The sequence below is a fragment of the Streptomyces geranii genome (assembly GCF_002954775.1).
Lineage (GTDB): Bacteria > Actinomycetota > Actinomycetes > Streptomycetales > Streptomycetaceae > Streptomyces > Streptomyces geranii.
In genome coordinates, this window is sequence record NZ_PJME01000053.1 from 1 (window position 1) to 15,998 (window position 15,998).

Annotated in this window: 12 protein-coding genes and 1 pseudogene; 4 read left to right on the forward strand and 9 right to left on the reverse strand. The window is 71.6% G+C overall.

The window, feature by feature from the left end:
• The 3 genes and pseudogenes from CW359_RS37350 to CW359_RS37360 form a co-directional block, all read left to right on the forward strand.
• Positions 1–328 (forward strand): annotated as a pseudogene (locus CW359_RS37350) (hypothetical protein); the annotation flags it as partial.
• A 282-nt stretch (positions 329–610) separates the two neighbouring features.
• Positions 611–3,031, forward strand: coding sequence for a type IV secretory system conjugative DNA transfer family protein (locus CW359_RS37355; protein WP_198655528.1), 2,421 nt, complete (start codon positions 611–613; stop codon positions 3,029–3,031).
• Positions 3,032–3,691, forward strand: coding sequence for a hypothetical protein (locus tag CW359_RS37360; RefSeq protein WP_105974669.1), 660 nt, complete (start codon positions 3,032–3,034; stop codon positions 3,689–3,691).
• Positions 3,692–3,761: 70 nt separating this feature from the next.
• Here the strand turns inward: CW359_RS37360 and CW359_RS37365 are convergent, their stop codons facing one another.
• The 9 genes from CW359_RS37365 to CW359_RS37405 form a co-directional block, all read right to left on the reverse strand.
• The gene (locus CW359_RS37365) at positions 3,762–4,856 is read right to left on the reverse strand and encodes a hypothetical protein (protein ID WP_198655529.1); all 1,095 of its coding nucleotides are present in this window, start codon (positions 4,854–4,856) and stop codon (positions 3,762–3,764) included.
• Positions 4,853–5,503 (reverse strand): plasmid partition protein, encoded by a 651-nt coding sequence (locus CW359_RS37370; protein WP_105974670.1) that lies wholly within the window; start codon positions 5,501–5,503, stop codon positions 4,853–4,855. Before CW359_RS37370 ends, CW359_RS37365 begins: the two co-directional genes overlap by 4 nt.
• A gap of 123 nt (positions 5,504–5,626) precedes the next feature.
• Entirely contained in the window at positions 5,627–6,052 is a 426-nt protein-coding gene (locus CW359_RS37375; protein WP_105974671.1) for a hypothetical protein, read from the reverse strand.
• Between the two features lie 54 nt (positions 6,053–6,106).
• A complete protein-coding gene (gene mobF, locus CW359_RS37380) occupies positions 6,107–11,131 on the reverse strand; it encodes a MobF family relaxase (RefSeq protein WP_105974672.1) in 5,025 nt (1,674 codons plus the stop codon).
• A gap of 926 nt (positions 11,132–12,057) precedes the next feature.
• Entirely contained in the window at positions 12,058–12,675 is a 618-nt protein-coding gene (locus CW359_RS37385; RefSeq protein ID WP_232838772.1) for an HNH endonuclease family protein, read from the reverse strand.
• Positions 12,672–13,244 carry a hypothetical protein gene (locus CW359_RS45570; protein ID WP_157968709.1) on the reverse strand — a complete coding sequence of 191 codons (573 nt, stop codon included), beginning with the start codon at positions 13,242–13,244 and terminating at the stop codon, positions 12,672–12,674. Before CW359_RS45570 ends, CW359_RS37385 begins: the two co-directional genes overlap by 4 nt.
• The gene (locus CW359_RS37395; protein ID WP_105974674.1) at positions 13,244–13,717 is read right to left on the reverse strand and encodes a hypothetical protein; all 474 of its coding nucleotides are present in this window, start codon (positions 13,715–13,717) and stop codon (positions 13,244–13,246) included. The genes CW359_RS45570 and CW359_RS37395 overlap by 1 nt, the downstream gene beginning before the upstream one ends.
• The gene (locus tag CW359_RS37400; RefSeq protein WP_105974675.1) at positions 13,714–14,370 is read right to left on the reverse strand and encodes a hypothetical protein; all 657 of its coding nucleotides are present in this window, start codon (positions 14,368–14,370) and stop codon (positions 13,714–13,716) included. Before CW359_RS37400 ends, CW359_RS37395 begins: the two co-directional genes overlap by 4 nt.
• The gene (locus CW359_RS37405) at positions 14,367–14,975 is read right to left on the reverse strand and encodes a hypothetical protein (protein ID WP_105974676.1); all 609 of its coding nucleotides are present in this window, start codon (positions 14,973–14,975) and stop codon (positions 14,367–14,369) included. Before CW359_RS37405 ends, CW359_RS37400 begins: the two co-directional genes overlap by 4 nt.
• Before the next feature lie 236 nt (positions 14,976–15,211).
• On the opposite strand from CW359_RS37405, the gene CW359_RS37410 reads away from it, so the two are divergent.
• A complete protein-coding gene (locus CW359_RS37410; protein ID WP_105974677.1) occupies positions 15,212–15,955 on the forward strand; it encodes a hypothetical protein in 744 nt (247 codons plus the stop codon).
• The last annotated feature ends 43 nt before the right edge of the window (positions 15,956–15,998 follow it).

Here is a 15,998-nt window from a genome sequence, read left to right on the forward strand (position 1 = left end):
GGCACCCGGCCGGGTGGACGCCCGGATCGACGGCGGATCGGACGGTCAGGGCGGTTCCCGCCGCAGCCGTGCCGAGACCCAGCAGCACCTCCGCCAGCTGCTCGACCAGATGGACCCGGAGGTGCGCGAGCGCGCGACGGGAACGTCCCGGCGGGAACTGGCCCGGGTGCTCATCGCCGAGTTCTCGCTCGACCTGGGGGAGGACGCGGTGCGCAGTCACCTCAAGGACATCGAGGACGAGGACACGCAGCGTCAGGGCGGGGAGGTTCCCGCTCCCCGCAGCGATGGCGACCAGGTCGAGACCGAGCACGAAAAGGCCACAGCGTGAGTGCCCGGGACTGTCGTCCACAGGGGCGGCCGACGGTCGCCGCGCTCACCGGAATCTATCCACAGGCGGACGGCTACAGCATGGGGCTGTCCGGTCTGGCGGGAAGTCTGCCCAGGTCAGCCCGCCCGGCGGGAAGCTGCGCGACCCAGCGCAGCAGGTCAGTAACGATGGGCGATAACCATGCGGCGATTGTCAGTGCAGGGACGTATACCAACTGGAGTGGCCCCGGTGCGCTTTGAGCTTGGCGGCTACGCACCGAGGCCCGCTACGAAGGGAACCTTCGTGAACAACGACAACATTAAGGGCAGCAGCACGATCGACTCGACCACTGGCGAATCCGTTGGGGAAGACATGGTCATCCCGGACGGCGCCGGGCAGGACACCGACGGGCCCGCGCCCGCCCGGCTGCCGGTTCTCGCCTACGACCCGGCGCAGGTGTCCGGCTCGCTGACGCGTCTCAAGCACCAGCTGAACGAGCGGCCGACGGCCAGCTACACCGCGCTCGGCGCCGTGCCCGCCACGTTCCTGGCGGCCGGTCAGGCGCCCACGGGCGACACCGACGTCAGCTTCGGCGAGGTCTTCGGCACGCTCGCCAACCTCGTCGGCGACCTGGTCGGCGGGCTCTTCTCCGCGCAGCCCATCGCTGGCACGGCCCTGGTGGTGGGGCTGGCGGGGGCGGGCTACATGTACCTCAAGGACGGTGCCTTCCTCGGCAACCTCGGCGGGGAGAGCGACGGGTTCGCCCCCGCCCGCGCCATCCGCAAGAACGTCAGCCGTCGCGCCTCGATCAGGAAGCGGAAGACGTACCGGCCGTCCCTCGCCGCCGTGCCCGGCCGTCACGTTCCCACCACCGAGGTGGCGGTGCGCATCGGCCGGGACCGCAAGACCGGCATTGAGATCTGGTCGCCGATCGAGGACAGCACCGTCGTCATCGCGCCGATGGGTAGCGGCAAGACCGGTCTGATCGGCAACTTCGTTCTGGATGCCCCGGGTTCGGTGGTGGCCACCAGTACAAAGCCCGACATCGTGCGGCTGACCGCCGTGCAGCGAGGGCAGGCCGGTGCCCGGATCTGGATCTTCAACCCGCAGCAGCTCGGCGAGGGGAAGTTCCCCACGAACCTGGCCTGGGACCCGGTCGTCGGCTGCCGTGACCCCAAGACGGCCATCCGGCGGGCCAAGTACCTGCTCGACGGCTCCGACGCCACGGGCGGGCTGGAGGGGCGCGACTTCTGGAACAACCAGAGCTTCAAGGTCCTCAAGTCCTTCTTGTGGGCGGCCGACATGGCGGGCCTGACCCTGCTGGACGTCGCGCGCTGGTCGAAGAAGCCGATGGAGACCCCCGCAACCAAGATCTTCGAGCAGTACGAGGACCAGGCCCCGATCGGCTGGGCAGACGACCTGCAGCAGACTCAGGCGTCCGCGCAGCAGGGCAGCCGGTCCAAGACGACGACGCTCGACAACGTCTTCATGACCCTGTCGAGCACCTTCGAGTGCCTGTCCCTGCCGGAGATCGCGCAGTCGATCCTGGACGCCCACCGCGCCGACATGCCCCAGTTCAACCCGATGGAGTTCATCGAGTCGGGCACCGACACCGTGTACATCCTCGGCGAGGACACGGGCATCGGCGGCATCGGCCCGCTGTTCACGACCCTGACCGGGGACATCTACGAAGCCGCTCGCCGTCGCGGGCCCGCTCAGCCGGGCGAGCGCAACGACCCGCCGCTGAGCTTCGTGCTGGATGAGGCGGCGCTGATCTGCCCGGTGCCGCTGGAGAAGTGGACCGCCGACAGCCGCGGCCTGGGCATCACCGTGCACTCGGCATTCCAGTCCCGGGGCCAGATCCGCGACCGCTGGGGCTCCAACGGCTTCGACACCATCTGGGACAACTGCACCGCCCTGATCCTCGGCGGCCTCAAGGGCGACAACCACCTGGAGTCGCTCTCCAAGCTGAGCGGCCAGAAGCGGGTCAAGGAAGAGACCGGCTCCAGGGGGCCGGGCCCCAACGGCACGACCCAGACCAGCACCAGCTTCCGCTACGTCAAGGAAGCGACCATGTCGCCCGCCGACATCATGAACCTGGAGCCGGGCGAGGTCCTGATGTTCCGCCGTCACATCGGCGGCTGCCTGGTGGCCCGTTACGACATGGTGTGGGCCCGCAAGGACGCCAAGAAGGTGGCGAAGGCGAACCAGAAGCTGGCCCGTGCCGAGCAGCGGATCCGGACCCGCAAGGCTGCTGCGGTGACCATCCCGCCCCTCGCTCCTGTCGAGGACTACGCGCCTCCGATGCCGGTGGGCGCCCCGCCGGCCAGCCCGTGGGGCCCGGCGCCCGCCGCGCCCCCGGCCGCTCCGGCGGCCAGCGGCTGGGGTCCTGCCCCGCAGGCTCCCGCAGATCCCTGGGCGCCGCCGGCCCCGGCCGCGTCGACCAGCCCGTGGACCGCCGATCCGGCGGCCAGCGGCTGGACCTCCGGCACCCTGCCGGGCCCGCGCGAGCACCTGCGCGTCGTGCGCGGCGAGGTCCTCGACCCGCAGCACGCGGCCCCGGCCGAGCCCCCGGCTCCGGCCCCGGCGCCCGCACCGCCCGTCTTCAAGCCGACCGTTCACCTGGATGAGGTTCCGGCACAGCCGGAGCCCGCAGAGGAGAAGAAGGACGACGAGACCGCAGAGGGCGAGCCTCAGCGGCGCTGGAACATGGGGGCGTTCTAAGTGGCAGTTCCCTCCCCGGACGAGATGCTCTACCAGGTGGTCGGGGACCTCGCGGTCCTCGGCAACCGGGTCAAGGTTCTGGAGGACCAGGACCTCGCCACCGCCGTGTCCGGCATCCAGCAGACCCTCGGCGACATCCATGAGGCCATCGAGGAGCTGCGCCCCGTCGGTGAAGACGGGGAAGGGGCCGGTCCCGGAACCGCCCCCGACTGGACCAAGGTAGACAAGGACGAAGCCAGGGAGCTGTGGGACTGGCTGATCTTCTGGTGCCGGGACGTGCTGCGCCCGATGTACGGGCTGCAGGTCTGGCGTCCCTGCTGGTACCAGCACCCGGAGCTGCGCATCATGCTCACGTGGCTGTGCGCGCACTGGCACTGGTCGTACGAGAAGAAGGCACCACCGACCCGGGCCGCTGAGTGGCACACCCGGTGGTGGCCCTTCGTCAAGGACTTCATGGTCCGGGAGTTGGAGGGCTGCGGGTACCCGGTCGCAGACCGCAAGATGCTCCACCCGATCGAGTTCCGGGTCCTCGACCCCAGCAAGCCCGACGACCGCACCCCGGCGGTCGACGAGAACGCCTTCGAGGACGGCTACCTCTCCGAGTACGTGATCGAGCACATCAGTCGCCGACCGGATCCGCCGGAGAAGTCGGACGACTGACCGGACCGGCGACAGATGAAGGGGGAGTCACCCAAATTTGGGTGACTCCCCCTCTGCATGCCCCGGGTGGCTACCGGTTCTTGAGAACCTCCTCGGCGGCCTCCGCGATGGACCGGGCCACTGTGCTGATCTCCTTGAGCGTCTCCGGGCGCGCGCCCCGAAGTGCTCCGGCCTCGAACCCGATCTGGTACCCCTGCAGTTGACTGAGGACGGCGGCGGCCCGCTGCTGCTGCACGTCGTCGACGATTTCGGCGTCCACCACGATCTCGTCGCCGTCGTCCTCGACCTCGGCCGCGGGGATCTCGTCCCCCTCCGAGTCACCCAAATTTGGGTGACCGCCGGTCGGGAACTCGCCCTGCTCCTGGGTGTCCGGTTCGGCGACCACGGGGGTGGGCTCCGCCTCGACCGGGGCCTTCTCCTTCTTGGCGGCCCGCGCCGGCTTCGGCTTGGGCTTCGCCTCGATCGCCCGCTGGAAGGTGCTCGACGTCGTCAGCGCCGGCGTCTCCGCGGCCTTCGCCAACTCGACCAGCCCCACGACGACCTCGGCCGTGACCCGGTGCTTGCGCTCGGCGGCCCATCCCCTCAGCGCCACGTACGCGCGGGCGGTCACGTCCTGGCCGTGCTGCTCGACCATGGGCAGCAGCAGCTGCACGTGGGAGTCGGGGATCGCGCGGGGCCGGTCCTGCTGCTCGGTGATGGTCTTGAGCAGGGGCCACTGCTGAATCCGACGGTTGACCTCGCTCTCTGACTCCCCGAACCGGTCCTCGCAGTAGATCGGCCACGTGCGGCCGTCCTGGCGGTACAGGCGCCGGGAGCGGATGGCGTGTGCCGCCTTCCACTTCATCCACTCGGCCCGGTTCCCGTGGTGAAGGGCGGCCTCGCAGTGCTCCAGGTCGTCGACCTCCTGCGGCGTCAGATCGCCCTCGGCGTCGATCTCCTTGGGTTCGGGCAGCAGGTCCGGGGTGAAGGGCTGCGGCCGGTAGGGCTCCACCGGGGCGGCCGGCGGGTCCGGGACGACCTCGCCGCCCGGTGAGGGGATGGCCACCGAAGCCTCGGCTCCGGACGCTCCTACGCTCTCTCGCCCAGCGGCGGCCTCACGCTCCCGGCGTTCGCGCTCTTCCTTCTCCCGCTGCTTCAAGAGCTTCTGGTAGTTGGTGGCGCTCACGGCAGCAGTCCCTTCTCCTTCATCTCGACGACCAGGCCCCCGAAGGGGGTGTCCTTCGCGCCGGTGATCGGGAAGTTCATGCTGTGCGCGTACTGCCCCATGGTGGGGATCACCGTGGTGAAGACGCTCCATCCCGCGTTTTCCATGCGTTCCGCGTAGAACTTCGTCATGCCCTTGTCGCGGGGGCTGCTGGGGTTACAGCGGTTGAGTAGGACCCACGTGGGCGCTGGCTTTCCGTCCGCGCGGAAGACCGCGCTGCGCTTGATGATGTCCCTGAACGGGGTGTCGTCCACGGGCTTTTCGACACGCAACCAGTCGGCCTCGGTCGGGGCCAGGTGCAGGATCACCAGGTCGGCGACCCTGAACAGGCTGTCGGTGATCGCCGGGTGGTTCTCGCTGTGGCCGCAGTCCACCAGGTTGATCTTCCCCTCGGGAAGCTCGACCTCCTCGTGGAAGCGGGACGTCGCCTTGAGGTGAACCTCGAAGGAGAAGCTCCCGGCCCCCGGCTGCGACCAGGCCCAGAACTGCATGCTGTGGTCCGCGTCGAACCCCTCGACGTCGTACCCGTGCTCCTGGAGGGCGTGACCGAACCAGGCGGTGTCCGTCGTCTTCCCGGAGGTTCTGGGACTGGCATTCACGATGAGCATGGCGCTGAGCCTAGGGCTACTCCTGAGATCAACACATCAGCATGGGGCACGTTGACCGGCGGGTTGACGTGGAAAGGCCCGCCCGGGTGACCGGACGGGCCTCAGCGCGGGGGTGGCGGTGCGTCAGCTGCTCTGCCAGATCAGCCAGGGCTGGTCCTCGGTGGCGCCGCGGACCCACATCACCGCGTGCTGCACGCCGTTGGCGTGGGTGCGGCGCGGGCCGGTGCGCATCGCCTCGTCGGCTGCGTCGTCCTCTTCGCGCAGCTGCTGGGCGTCGGGGATGCCGGTGCGGCCGGTGTAGGGGGCGGCGGCCCGGCCGCTCACCCACCGGTAGGCGTCACGGACCCCGTCGAAGAACTCGGGGAGTTCGTAGCCCTCGCGCACGGCCAGCTCGATGTTGTCGAGCAGGCGGGTGATGTCGGCGAAGGTGCGGCGGCCGACGGTGAGCGCGGGCGGGGCGACGGGCGGCGGCGCCGGCCACTGCTGGCCCGTCGGCGCTCCGGCCGGGGCCGCGGCGCCGGTCCTGTTCCACGAGGGAGTGTCAGCCATACCAAAGACGGTAGCGCCCGGCACGGACACCGGGCAGCACGTTCCCGGGAGCCGCTACAGGTCCATGTCCCCATCGAAGTCCAGCTCAGGCAGCGCGGGGGCAGGCTCGGGCGCCTGGACGACGGGCTCCCGCCCGGCCATGGTGTGCTCGGCCTCGGCGATGTCGCGGCCGATGCGGGCCCACGGGTCGTCGAACCCGTGGTCGATCCGCTCGCGCTCCATGTCCTCGGACCGCTCCGGCGTCTGACCGGCGGCCTCCCGCTCCCGCGTCTTCTCGGCGGCCCGCTCCTCCAGGATGCGGTGCGCCTCCTGGGCCATCTCCATCGCCCGCCGCAGCTCTTCCTCGGTGTTCGGCTGAGCCGGGGCGGACGACCGCGCGGCCGGCGCGGTGCCGGTCTCCGTGTCCGGCTCCAGCTCCGGCTCCGCTTCCGGGGTGCGGCGCTCCAGCTCGGTGCGGGCGAGGTCGGCCTCGTCGCGGACGACCTGGGTCTCCTCGGCCCACCGCTCGCGGGTCTCGTGGACCTCCCGCAGCCTGCCGGCACGGTCGCCCATCGTCTGCGCGATGTTCTCCGAGGTGTCCGCCCGGTCCAGCGTCTCGCGGACCCGCTGCGAGGGGTCGATCTCGGCCTGCAGGGTCCCGACACCCGTCTGCAGGGCCATCGCCTGCGCGAGGGCCTGCTGGTGCTCGTTGTACCCGGTCACCTTCGAGACGTTGAACATCGTCTCGTTGACCTTCGCCTCGTGCTCGGCGGCTTCCTTCTCCGCCATCTCCTGGGCGGTGAGCCGCAGCTGGGTGGCCTGGTCGGCGTAGTTCCGCTCGGCGGTGTACGCCTTCTGCATCGAGTCGCCCACGTACGGCGGCGCCCACTCCTGCTCGCGCTCGCCCCGCTCGACCATCTGCCGCAGCGTCTCCTCGGAGGCACGCGCGACGTCGGCCTCCTTGTCGTCGACCCCCAGCGCAAGGCGGGCGCTCTCCCACGCGGTGTGTGCCTCGACCGCGCCCTTCGGCGGGGCCTGGCCGATCGCGTTGCGCTCGTCGTCGTAGCCGTGGGCCTCGCGGTACCGCTCGACCCGGCCGGCCTTGCGCTCCCAGTCGGCGCGCTCGGTCGGGTCCTCCGGGACCGGGCCCAGCCGGTCCAGGGCCCAAGCCGGCGGGTCTTCGGCGACCCGCTGGCCCAGCCGCTCGGTGCGCTCGTCCATCTCGACGGCCCACTCCTGCATGAACCGGCCCAGGTCGCCGTCGAGCTGCGGGGTGCGGGCGGAGTAGGAGTCCATGGCCTCCCGCTGCGCCTCACGCTCGGCCTGCTGCCGCGCCCGGACCTCGTCGTCCTGTCCGGCGTGCAGGACCTCCACGCCCAGGTCGAACGCTTCCTGCTGCTTCATCAGCTCGGCGAAGTGCTCGTTCACTTCCTCCGTCGGCACCACGGGCTCGGTCTCGGGGGTGTCGACCAGCGCGGCGACCTCGGCGTCCGTGACCTCGCGGGCGGCGTCCTGGACCGCTTCCAGCTCCGCCTCCTGCTGCTCGCGCGTCTCCTCGTCGGTCCCCGCCTGCAGGGTCTCGACGCCCGTCTGCAGGGCGAGGGTCTGGCGCAGCAGCTCGGCCTGGTGCTCGTCGACGACCGGCTGGTCGGCTGCCTCGGCCAGCTCGCGCAGCCGCTCGGGGTCGACCGGCGTGTGGGCGGCCTCGATCGCCTCGTTGACCTTGCGGACCTGTTCGGCGAGCGCGGCGCGCTGCTCGGCCTCCTCCGCCCGGATCTGCTGGCGCTCGATCATGTTGACCGCGGCCTTCAGCCGGTGGTGCAGGGTCTTGCTGAGGTCCTCGGCCGTCTCCACCTCGCGGGAGCGGATGGTGCGCACCATCAGGTCCTCGACGTCGTGGCCCTGCTCCTCGGCATGCCGGGCCAGCCGCATCAGGGAGCCCCACGCCTCGCTGGACTTGGCGCGCTCGTAGTCGTCCACGCCGAGCGTCTGCAGCAGGGTGGTGCCGTACCTCTTCTCGGCGTCTTGCTCCTTCACGCCCGACCACACCGGCTCCAGCACCGCGAGGTTCTCGCGCCGGTCCAGCTCGGCCTCGATCGTCTTGGTCGCGGTCTGCTCCAGCCCGCTGCGCTGCAGCACGCCGTCCAGCGTCGCGAGGTGGTGCGGGATGTCCTCGCGCTTGAGGTTCTGCTCCGGCCGGTGGGTGATGACCCACGCGTAGTTGCCGCTCTCGCCACGGGTGAGCATGACGTACAGCGACTCGCGGGTGCCCGACCCGTCGACCAGGCTGTGACACACGCCGACCGTGCGGCCCTGGGCACCGTGCACCGTGGCCGCGTACGCCAGCTCGACGTGCTCCTTCACATAGACGGAGGGCAGGTGCATCTGGGAGCCGTCCTCCAGCCGCACCATCAGCGACCCGTTGTCGCTGATCCCGGTCACCTTCGCCACCGTGCGGTTGACGGCGAACGACCCGTTCTCCGCGGTGATGCGCCGGTTGTTGCGGCGCAGCTGGATCAGGTCGCCGACACCCGCCTTGGTCTCGATCCCGTGGTCCTCGCGTCCGGTACGCAGCACCACACCGTGCTCGGAGACCCGCCCGTCGCGGACCAGGTCGGCGCGCACCCGGGCCGACAGCTCCGCGACCTGGGCGTTGTCCTGAGCGATGAGCAGCGGGTTCTTGCCGTCGAGGAAGTCGGTCAGCCACGCCTGGTAGGCGCGCTCGGTCATCTCCTCGGCGCCACCGCCCTGCAGCCGGCCGTGCAGCTCGTACTCGGTGAGCGACTCGGTGTCGCCGGTGCGCAGCTGCAGGGAGGCGTCCGCCTCCCACTGGCGGGTGGTCTTCTCGCCGGTGATCGGGTCGGTGTCGCGGAAGCGGCGGACCTCGTCGAGGACGTGGACGCCGGGCGCCTGCTCGACCCACTGGGCGAAGACGCCACCGGCGCCGACGCTGGTGAGCTGGTGGTGGTCACCGGCCGGGACGCACTTAGCGCCCGCGGCCTCGATCAGCGCGCGGACCTTGTCCAGGTCGTCGGTGTTGGTCATGCCGGACTCGTCGAGGATGACCAGGGCGTTCCTCGGGATGCGCAGTTGCTCGGCGCCGGGGAACGGCCGTCCCTCGGCAATCGCCTGGTTGGCGATCAGCATCATGGAGATGTTCGCGACGTTCTCGATGCCCTCGTCGCGCAGCACTTCGGCGGCCCGCTGGCCGCTCGCCAGACCGATGACCTGCCGGTTGTCGTGCGACTCCCACACCTCGGTGAGCGCGGCGAGGCTGAAGCTCTTGCCCGCGCCGGCCGGGCCGACCAGGACGTCGACCTTGCGGCCCGACGTGGCGGCGGCCCGCACGAACTCCGCCTGCGCTCCCTTGAGGCCGCGCTGCGCGATGACCTCCTCGACCTTGTCGACGGGCACGGTGGGCGCCCCGCGCTCGCCGGCGAAGTTCGCCAGCCGCTCCTCGGTACGCAGGTGCTCCTCGGTCGCGTACCGGTCGTACGTCTCCGGGTTCGGCTCGTACCGGAAGGTGCCGTCGGCGCGCTGCAGCTCGACAGGGATCTCGACCAGGGCGGGCGCCTTAGTGAGCACCACGCCGTTGTCGGCGGTGGGGGAGAGTGCGTCGTCGGCCAGCTGGTTGAGCAGGTCGCGGACCTGCTGGCGGTCGAGCCCACCGAGGGTGTCAGGCAGCTGCCGGTTCAGCTCGACGAGCAGGTCGGGGCGCGTCCAGGTCGGCTTGGCCTCCTGGACTGCGGCGATGGCCCGGCGCTGGATGACCTCGGGGTCCCATTCCTTGGCCGGGCGGTGCAGGTCGTGGACCGCGGACTCGTGCGCAATCTTGTCGGGGACGTCGGCCAGCGACTCGCGGAAGCGGGCCTTGCTCGACTCCTCCCAGCGCTGCAGCAGGGTCTCCCGGCTCACGGCGTCGTGCTTCTTGGCCTTGCGCTGGCGCAGGCTGACGTCCTCGCTGATCCGGGCCAGCGTGTACGCGGAGGGGGCGACGCCGTACTTCTCCTCGAACGCCTTGCTGATGTCGGCGACCTCGGCGGTGATGGCGACCCGGCGGCTGCTGAAGTTGTCCCGCAGGTCCTGGTCGACGCCGACGATTTCCCATGCCTTGCCGTCCGGGCGCATCTGCACCCGCCAGCCCATGACCCGCTGCAACTCCTCGTTGGCGACGCGCTCGGCGAGATGCCCGGCGGCCTGCTTGTGCCGGTACAGGCCGGTGCCGTCCAGGGAGCGCCACACCTCGCGCTCGCGGCCGGTGACCGGGTCGACCTCGCGGCACAGGACCTTGTTCAGGACCGGGACGTGCACGTGGAGCTGCGGGTCGTCCTGCCTGGACGTGTGCTGGGCGAACGCCCCGGCGATGAACTTGTCGGTCTTGACGTACTCGCCGCTGGAGCGGCCGTCGACCTTCGCGCCATGGTGGCCCTTGCGGGTGTACCCGGCCTCTTCCTGCATGTGCTCGATACCGGCCTGGACGCCGGCTTTCCAGCAGTCCCACAGCTGGTCGGCCTGGTGGCTGTACCGCTCGGCCGTCTCCAGGTCGCCGGCCTCGCGTGCCTCGGCGGCCTTGACCTGCAGCGCGGCGTGCGCGACCGACCAGGACTTCGGCGCGGAGAACGTGAGGTCGTAGTAGTGCGTGGCGCTGGGGGCTTCCTTGCGGGTGGAGATCTCGATCGCCTTGATCCGCTCCGGGCTCAGCACCCCGCCGGGTGCCTTCGCCTCCGCCGCGGCGAGGTTCTTCTCCAGCCGCTTCTCGTACGCCTTCTCGTAGTTGCGCGGCGCGGCGCCGAGACGGGACTCCTTGCGGATCTTCTTCTCCGCCTTGGCGTACTCCGCGCTGCCCTCCGGGTGCGGGATCTCGGCGAGCCGGGCGTACATTTCGTCCCGCTTTCGCGGGTCGATGAAGTCCGTGTAGAGGTCCGTGAAGACGTCGTTGTCGATCGTCCCGGACAGCCCCAGGTCCGCGATGCCGTCGCCGAGCCAGTAGCCGGGCGGCTCCCCCTGCAGCTCGATGGAGCGCAGGTAGTAATGCTCGGCACCGGCACTGACCTCCTTGGTCAGGTAGCCGGGATCTGAGCCTGCACTGATCGACAACATCGCGACTCAGAGTAGGCGACTTTCAAGATCAACAACAGCCATTGGATCGTGATGCATAGGTGTGGGGATTGATGTAGTGAGCAGGGGGATTACGGTAGGTAGGAAGTCAGGATGATCAGGTGGCAAATGTGGATCTTCGACCGAGGGGCGGAGGAGGGTCTGAATGGGAGGTTCCGCCGGGGGTGTGAGGCGGTCCATGGGCCGGTTGGGCGGCCACCGGGCGTCAGCCGACGGGCCCCCTGGGGAGAGCGCGAGAGGGGTCTCCCCTCTCGCAAGTAGCCCCCACGGAGCCGCGCGTTCGGGGGAGTCTGAGGGGGTGACCCCCTCAGAACAGGCACTGGCCAGCACGCCGCGCCGTGCGCTACGGTCGGCGGCGACGACTTCGAGCCCCGCGCGGACCCCGCGCGGGGCTCGGCTGTTACCAAGGGGCGGTGAGCGTGGGGCCCACCCGCGCCCCCGTCCCCACCGACCCGGCCGGCGGCCGGGTCGGGTCGTCCCCACGGACCCGCGCCCACGGCGACGCTGCGTGATCGCGCTGCCGGTCCGCTCACCGCGCCCGACGCGCTCGCGCTGGGGACGGTCACCAGCCGGACGGGGACGGTGGTGGTGACGCGGCGGGGTCCACTGTCACCACCGGAGGGTGGGGACGCTCGACGGCGTCACCAAGTCGACTTGGTGACGCGCGGACGCGGCGCGGTGATGCGCCGGTGCCGCCCGTGGTGACGCGCGCCCCCGCCGGGCCGGGTGCCGCGCCCCGGCGGCTGGGGACTGTCACCAGCCGGGCGGGCGTCCGATCACCACGCCGTGGTGACGGCTGCTGGTGATCTCCGGGCCCGGAGGACGTCCGCCCGTCCCCAACTGGATCACCAACGCACCCGGCCCCGGACCGCGTGCGGTCCGGGGCCGACGGCCGGGGTGAGCGGGGGTCAGAAGAGCGGGTCCTGGTGGGTTCCGGCGGGGTTGCCCGCGGCGATGGCGGCGGCGATGGCCTCCTCCACCCGCCCGGGATCGGCGGCCTGGATGGCGGCCCGGATAGCTCGCGCCCGCCCCAGGGTGCCGCGCACGTCGGCCAGCGCATGGCCCGCCAACCTGCGACGACTCACCGCGTCGCGGTTGTTGTCCCCCCTCGTGCCGAGCAGCCAGTGCCCCGGGTTCTGGCACGGCGGTTCGTCGCACCGGTGCCTGACGACCAGCCCGGCCGGGATCGAGTCGGCGCCGTTGTGCAGCCGGAAGCCGAACAGGTGGGCGAGGACCACCCGGCTCGTTTTGGAGGTGTGGGACCCGGCGCGGAACGTGCCGTGCGCGGTGCTGCTGAGGCTGTCGGTCCACCACCAACACTGGTCCGGGCCGCGCCGGAGGATGTGGCTCCAGTACCGCCTCACCGTCTCGGCGTCGGCCAGCAGCAGCTCCCACGGCACTGGTGACGGCGGCGCGCTGGCGCCCGCGTCGTCCCCAGCGACGTCCCCACGGGGGACTTCGTCACCAGGGAACTGGGGATCGCCGTGGTGGTGACTGTCACCACGGGCGGGGCTGGGGACGGTCACCGCGTCACCAGCCCGGCGGGGCCGGGACGGCTCGCGGTGGGGACGGTGTCGGGTCCCGCGTTCACCATCCGGGCCTCCGGCCACGGGTCCTCCCTCACCACCTCGCCGTCGCTGTACGTGATCGTCACCGTGGTGTCCCCGGCGTCCGGGTCGTACGTCGCGCTGGTGAAGAACCGCCATCCCGTGGGGTCGCCGTAGATCCATCCCCACGCCCCGGTGAGCGCGCTGGTGAAGTCCTTCACCCTGACCTCGCGCACCTGCGGCTCCCAGACGGCGGCCGGCGCGGGGCCGTCCGGCTCCGGGTCGTCCTCGCCGTCCGGCCCGTCCTGGGAGGCCAGCTCGGCGGTCGCCTCGATGTCGACCTCGCCGTGGCCGTGGAAGATGAACACGGTGCCGTGCTCGTCGGTCTCGGTGTACCCGGGGAGGAAGTCGTCGTCGTCCGGGTCGTCGGTGCCGTAGGTGCGCCTGGTGCAGTCAGGGGCGGTGCAGCTCCAGACCTCCTCGCCCTCGACCTCGATCGGCTCGGTCACGGCCTGGCACTCGGGACAGGGCGGCGGTGTGACGGACATCACGCCTCCCCGGTGCGGAGGGATTCGGCGATGCGGGCGAGGGCGTCGGGGGCCTCGATCCACTCGGCGAGGGACTCGACGGTCGTCGTCGACCGCCGGGCCCGCCACAGGGTGCCTGCCTCCTGCAGGGCCCCGGACAGATCGATGACCTCCTGGGTGCCGAGCATCCCGCTCAGCTCGACCAGCCGGTCGGCCTCGGCGAAGTCGCCGTCCCCGGCCGCGCCGTCGGCGGCGGCCATCAGCTCGTCCCCGCGCCGCATCGCGTACGCGAGGTCGGGACGCAGCAGCTCCGGCAGCGTCGCCTCGGTGCCGGAGACGACGGCCAGCTCGCGGTACCACCAGGACCCGTCCGGGCGGCGGGCCAGCTGTCCGCCCGGACCGACGGGGTGCCCGGCGGCGATCGGGCGGAAGAGCAGGGCGTCGGGGTACGGGGGCACGGTGTCGTGCCACGGACGGGTGCCCGGGGTGGTCACGGGCGGCTCCCGTCGTCGGCCGGCGGCTCCTCGACGGGCCACGCCTGGACGGCGAACATCGGGAACGCCCACGTACCGGGCCAGTGCCCGACGCGGCCACGGTCGCCGACCCTGTCGACGCTGTAGGTGGTGCGCTGGAATGCCGTCAGCTCGTGGTCGTCGCCGATCGCCTCGGCGACGCGGGCGAGCAGGTGCACCGCGTCGTCGGCGAGGGTGCCGTCGAGCCGGGCCTCGGCGGTGCCCCCCGCGTGCCACTCGGCCGGGTCCCACAGCTCCCATCCGCCGTCGGCCGGGTCCTCGGCGTGCCCCGGTCCGGGAGTCCAGACGAGCAGGTGGGTGATGTCGTCCATGTGGCCCGAGGTTCCGGTGCCGCCGCAGTGCCCGCAGCGCTGGTCCCCGTCGCTCTGCGCCCGGCGCTGGGTGTCCTGCTCCCGCTGGACCAGCCGTACCAGGTCCTGGATCTGGCCGGGGGTCAGCGGGAGTTCGAGGGCGCCCTCGAACCGGCCGGGGTCGGAGAGGTCGGAGAAGCCGAGCACGGCGTCGACCGAGTCCTCGTCGCCGGTGACGTCGTACGTGGGGTAGTCGTCGAGCAGCGTCTGCAGGTGGCCGAGCAGGTCGGTGGCGGTGGGCGTACCGCGCGGGGTGAACATCATGACTGGGTCTCCTTCGGGGTGCTGTTGGCGGAGAGGAACGCGCCGGCGTGGGCGAGGGCCTCCTCGCTGGTGTCGTACGTGACCTCGTCGCCGGCGTCGGCCTGGCGGCCGTTGGCGGCCTGGCCGATCCACCACCAGCCGCCGTCCTCCGGGTGCCAGGCGACGCGGGCGCTCCCGCCGAACGCCTCGACCTCGATGGGCTCCTTGTTGGCGTGCGGGTTGATCGCGACGACGGCGCCGGGCCACTTCTTGCGTGCGGCCTGCCGGGAGACCCCCCAGGCGTCGCCGATCTGCGGGTAGTTCACCCCGCCCCCGCCGGCGCCGCGGGCGTACTGCTCGGTCATCGGCTCGACCTCGTCCCGGGCGATGCGCAGGGCGCGCAGCATGGCCAGCTGCCAGTCGGGGGTCGAGCGGACCGGGAGGTCCGGGTCGGGCCTGCCGGGGCTGGTGTCGCGTACGGAGAGTTCGTCGGCCAGCGTGGCGACGGTGGCGCGCAGTTGCTTGCGGAACGCCGTCAGTTGTTCCTGGGTCGGCTCGGCCCACGCGGGATCGCGTGGGGCCATGAACGCCTCGTAGTCCGGGGCGTCGTCCTCGTTCGTCGTCATAAGGACAATTGTAGTTGTCGTGAACCTAGATTGTCACGGAAACCTGGATTGTCGACGGGGGAACTTCCGGCACTGCCGCGAAGTCACCCAAATTTGGGTGACTCGCGCCCCGTAGGGCCTGTTATTACCGACAGTCGGCCGGATGGCGCCTGATCTGCGGGGTCGCGCTGTACGGGCCCCCCGGCGGGCAGATATGACATGAGGCGTCATCAGATACGGGGGGCAAGGTGGTGGGGGTGAGCGGGGTGTGGTGGCCGCGCCGGTCTCCGGTGGGGACGCGACGGGCCTGGCGCCAGCGCGAGGAACTGCGGCTGCGGGTCAGCGGGCAGTACGGCCCCGAGTGGTGGGAGGTACTGCCGGCGTTCGCCGCGGTGCTCACTGCGGTCGCCGTGCCGCTGGTCGCGCTGGGCTGGCTGTGGACCCGGGTCGGCTGGTGGGCGGCGCTGGTCGCCGCGGCGGCGCTCGCGTACGCGGTGCGGGCTCTCGTGCTGCGCCGACGGGAGGCGGCTGTTCTCCGGCGCCGCAGCTCGGTGCGCTTCACCCTGGAGCAGATCGACGCGGCCGACGACAAGGGGTACCGGACGATCGTCGGGCGGCTCCTGGTCCGCGACGGGTGGACCAACGTGCGGGGCGTCGTCGTCAACGACCGCCGGGTGATCCACCTGGTCGGCGTCGGCCCCGACGGACGGCAGATGGGCTGTGCCTTCGAGCGCGGGGTCGAGGCGGCCGGGCAGGACGGCCCGCGCCCGGCGGCGGCGCTCCGGCCGGTGAGCGCGGCGGCCCCGGGCGACGACGTGCCCGGGGGAGAGGCGGGCGGCGGACGGCCGCTGCTGCTCGTCGTCTCCTCCGGCTCGTACGCCCGGGAGCGGGTGGTGTGGGCGGCCCGCTCCCACGTGCACCTGGTCGACCGCGGCATGCTGCAGCGGTGGGCGGCGGGGGAGAGCCTGCGGGACCTGCTCGGCCTGGAGCAGGGAGCCTGAGCCCGGACGTGCGAGAGGGCCCGGCATCACGCCGGGCCCTCTC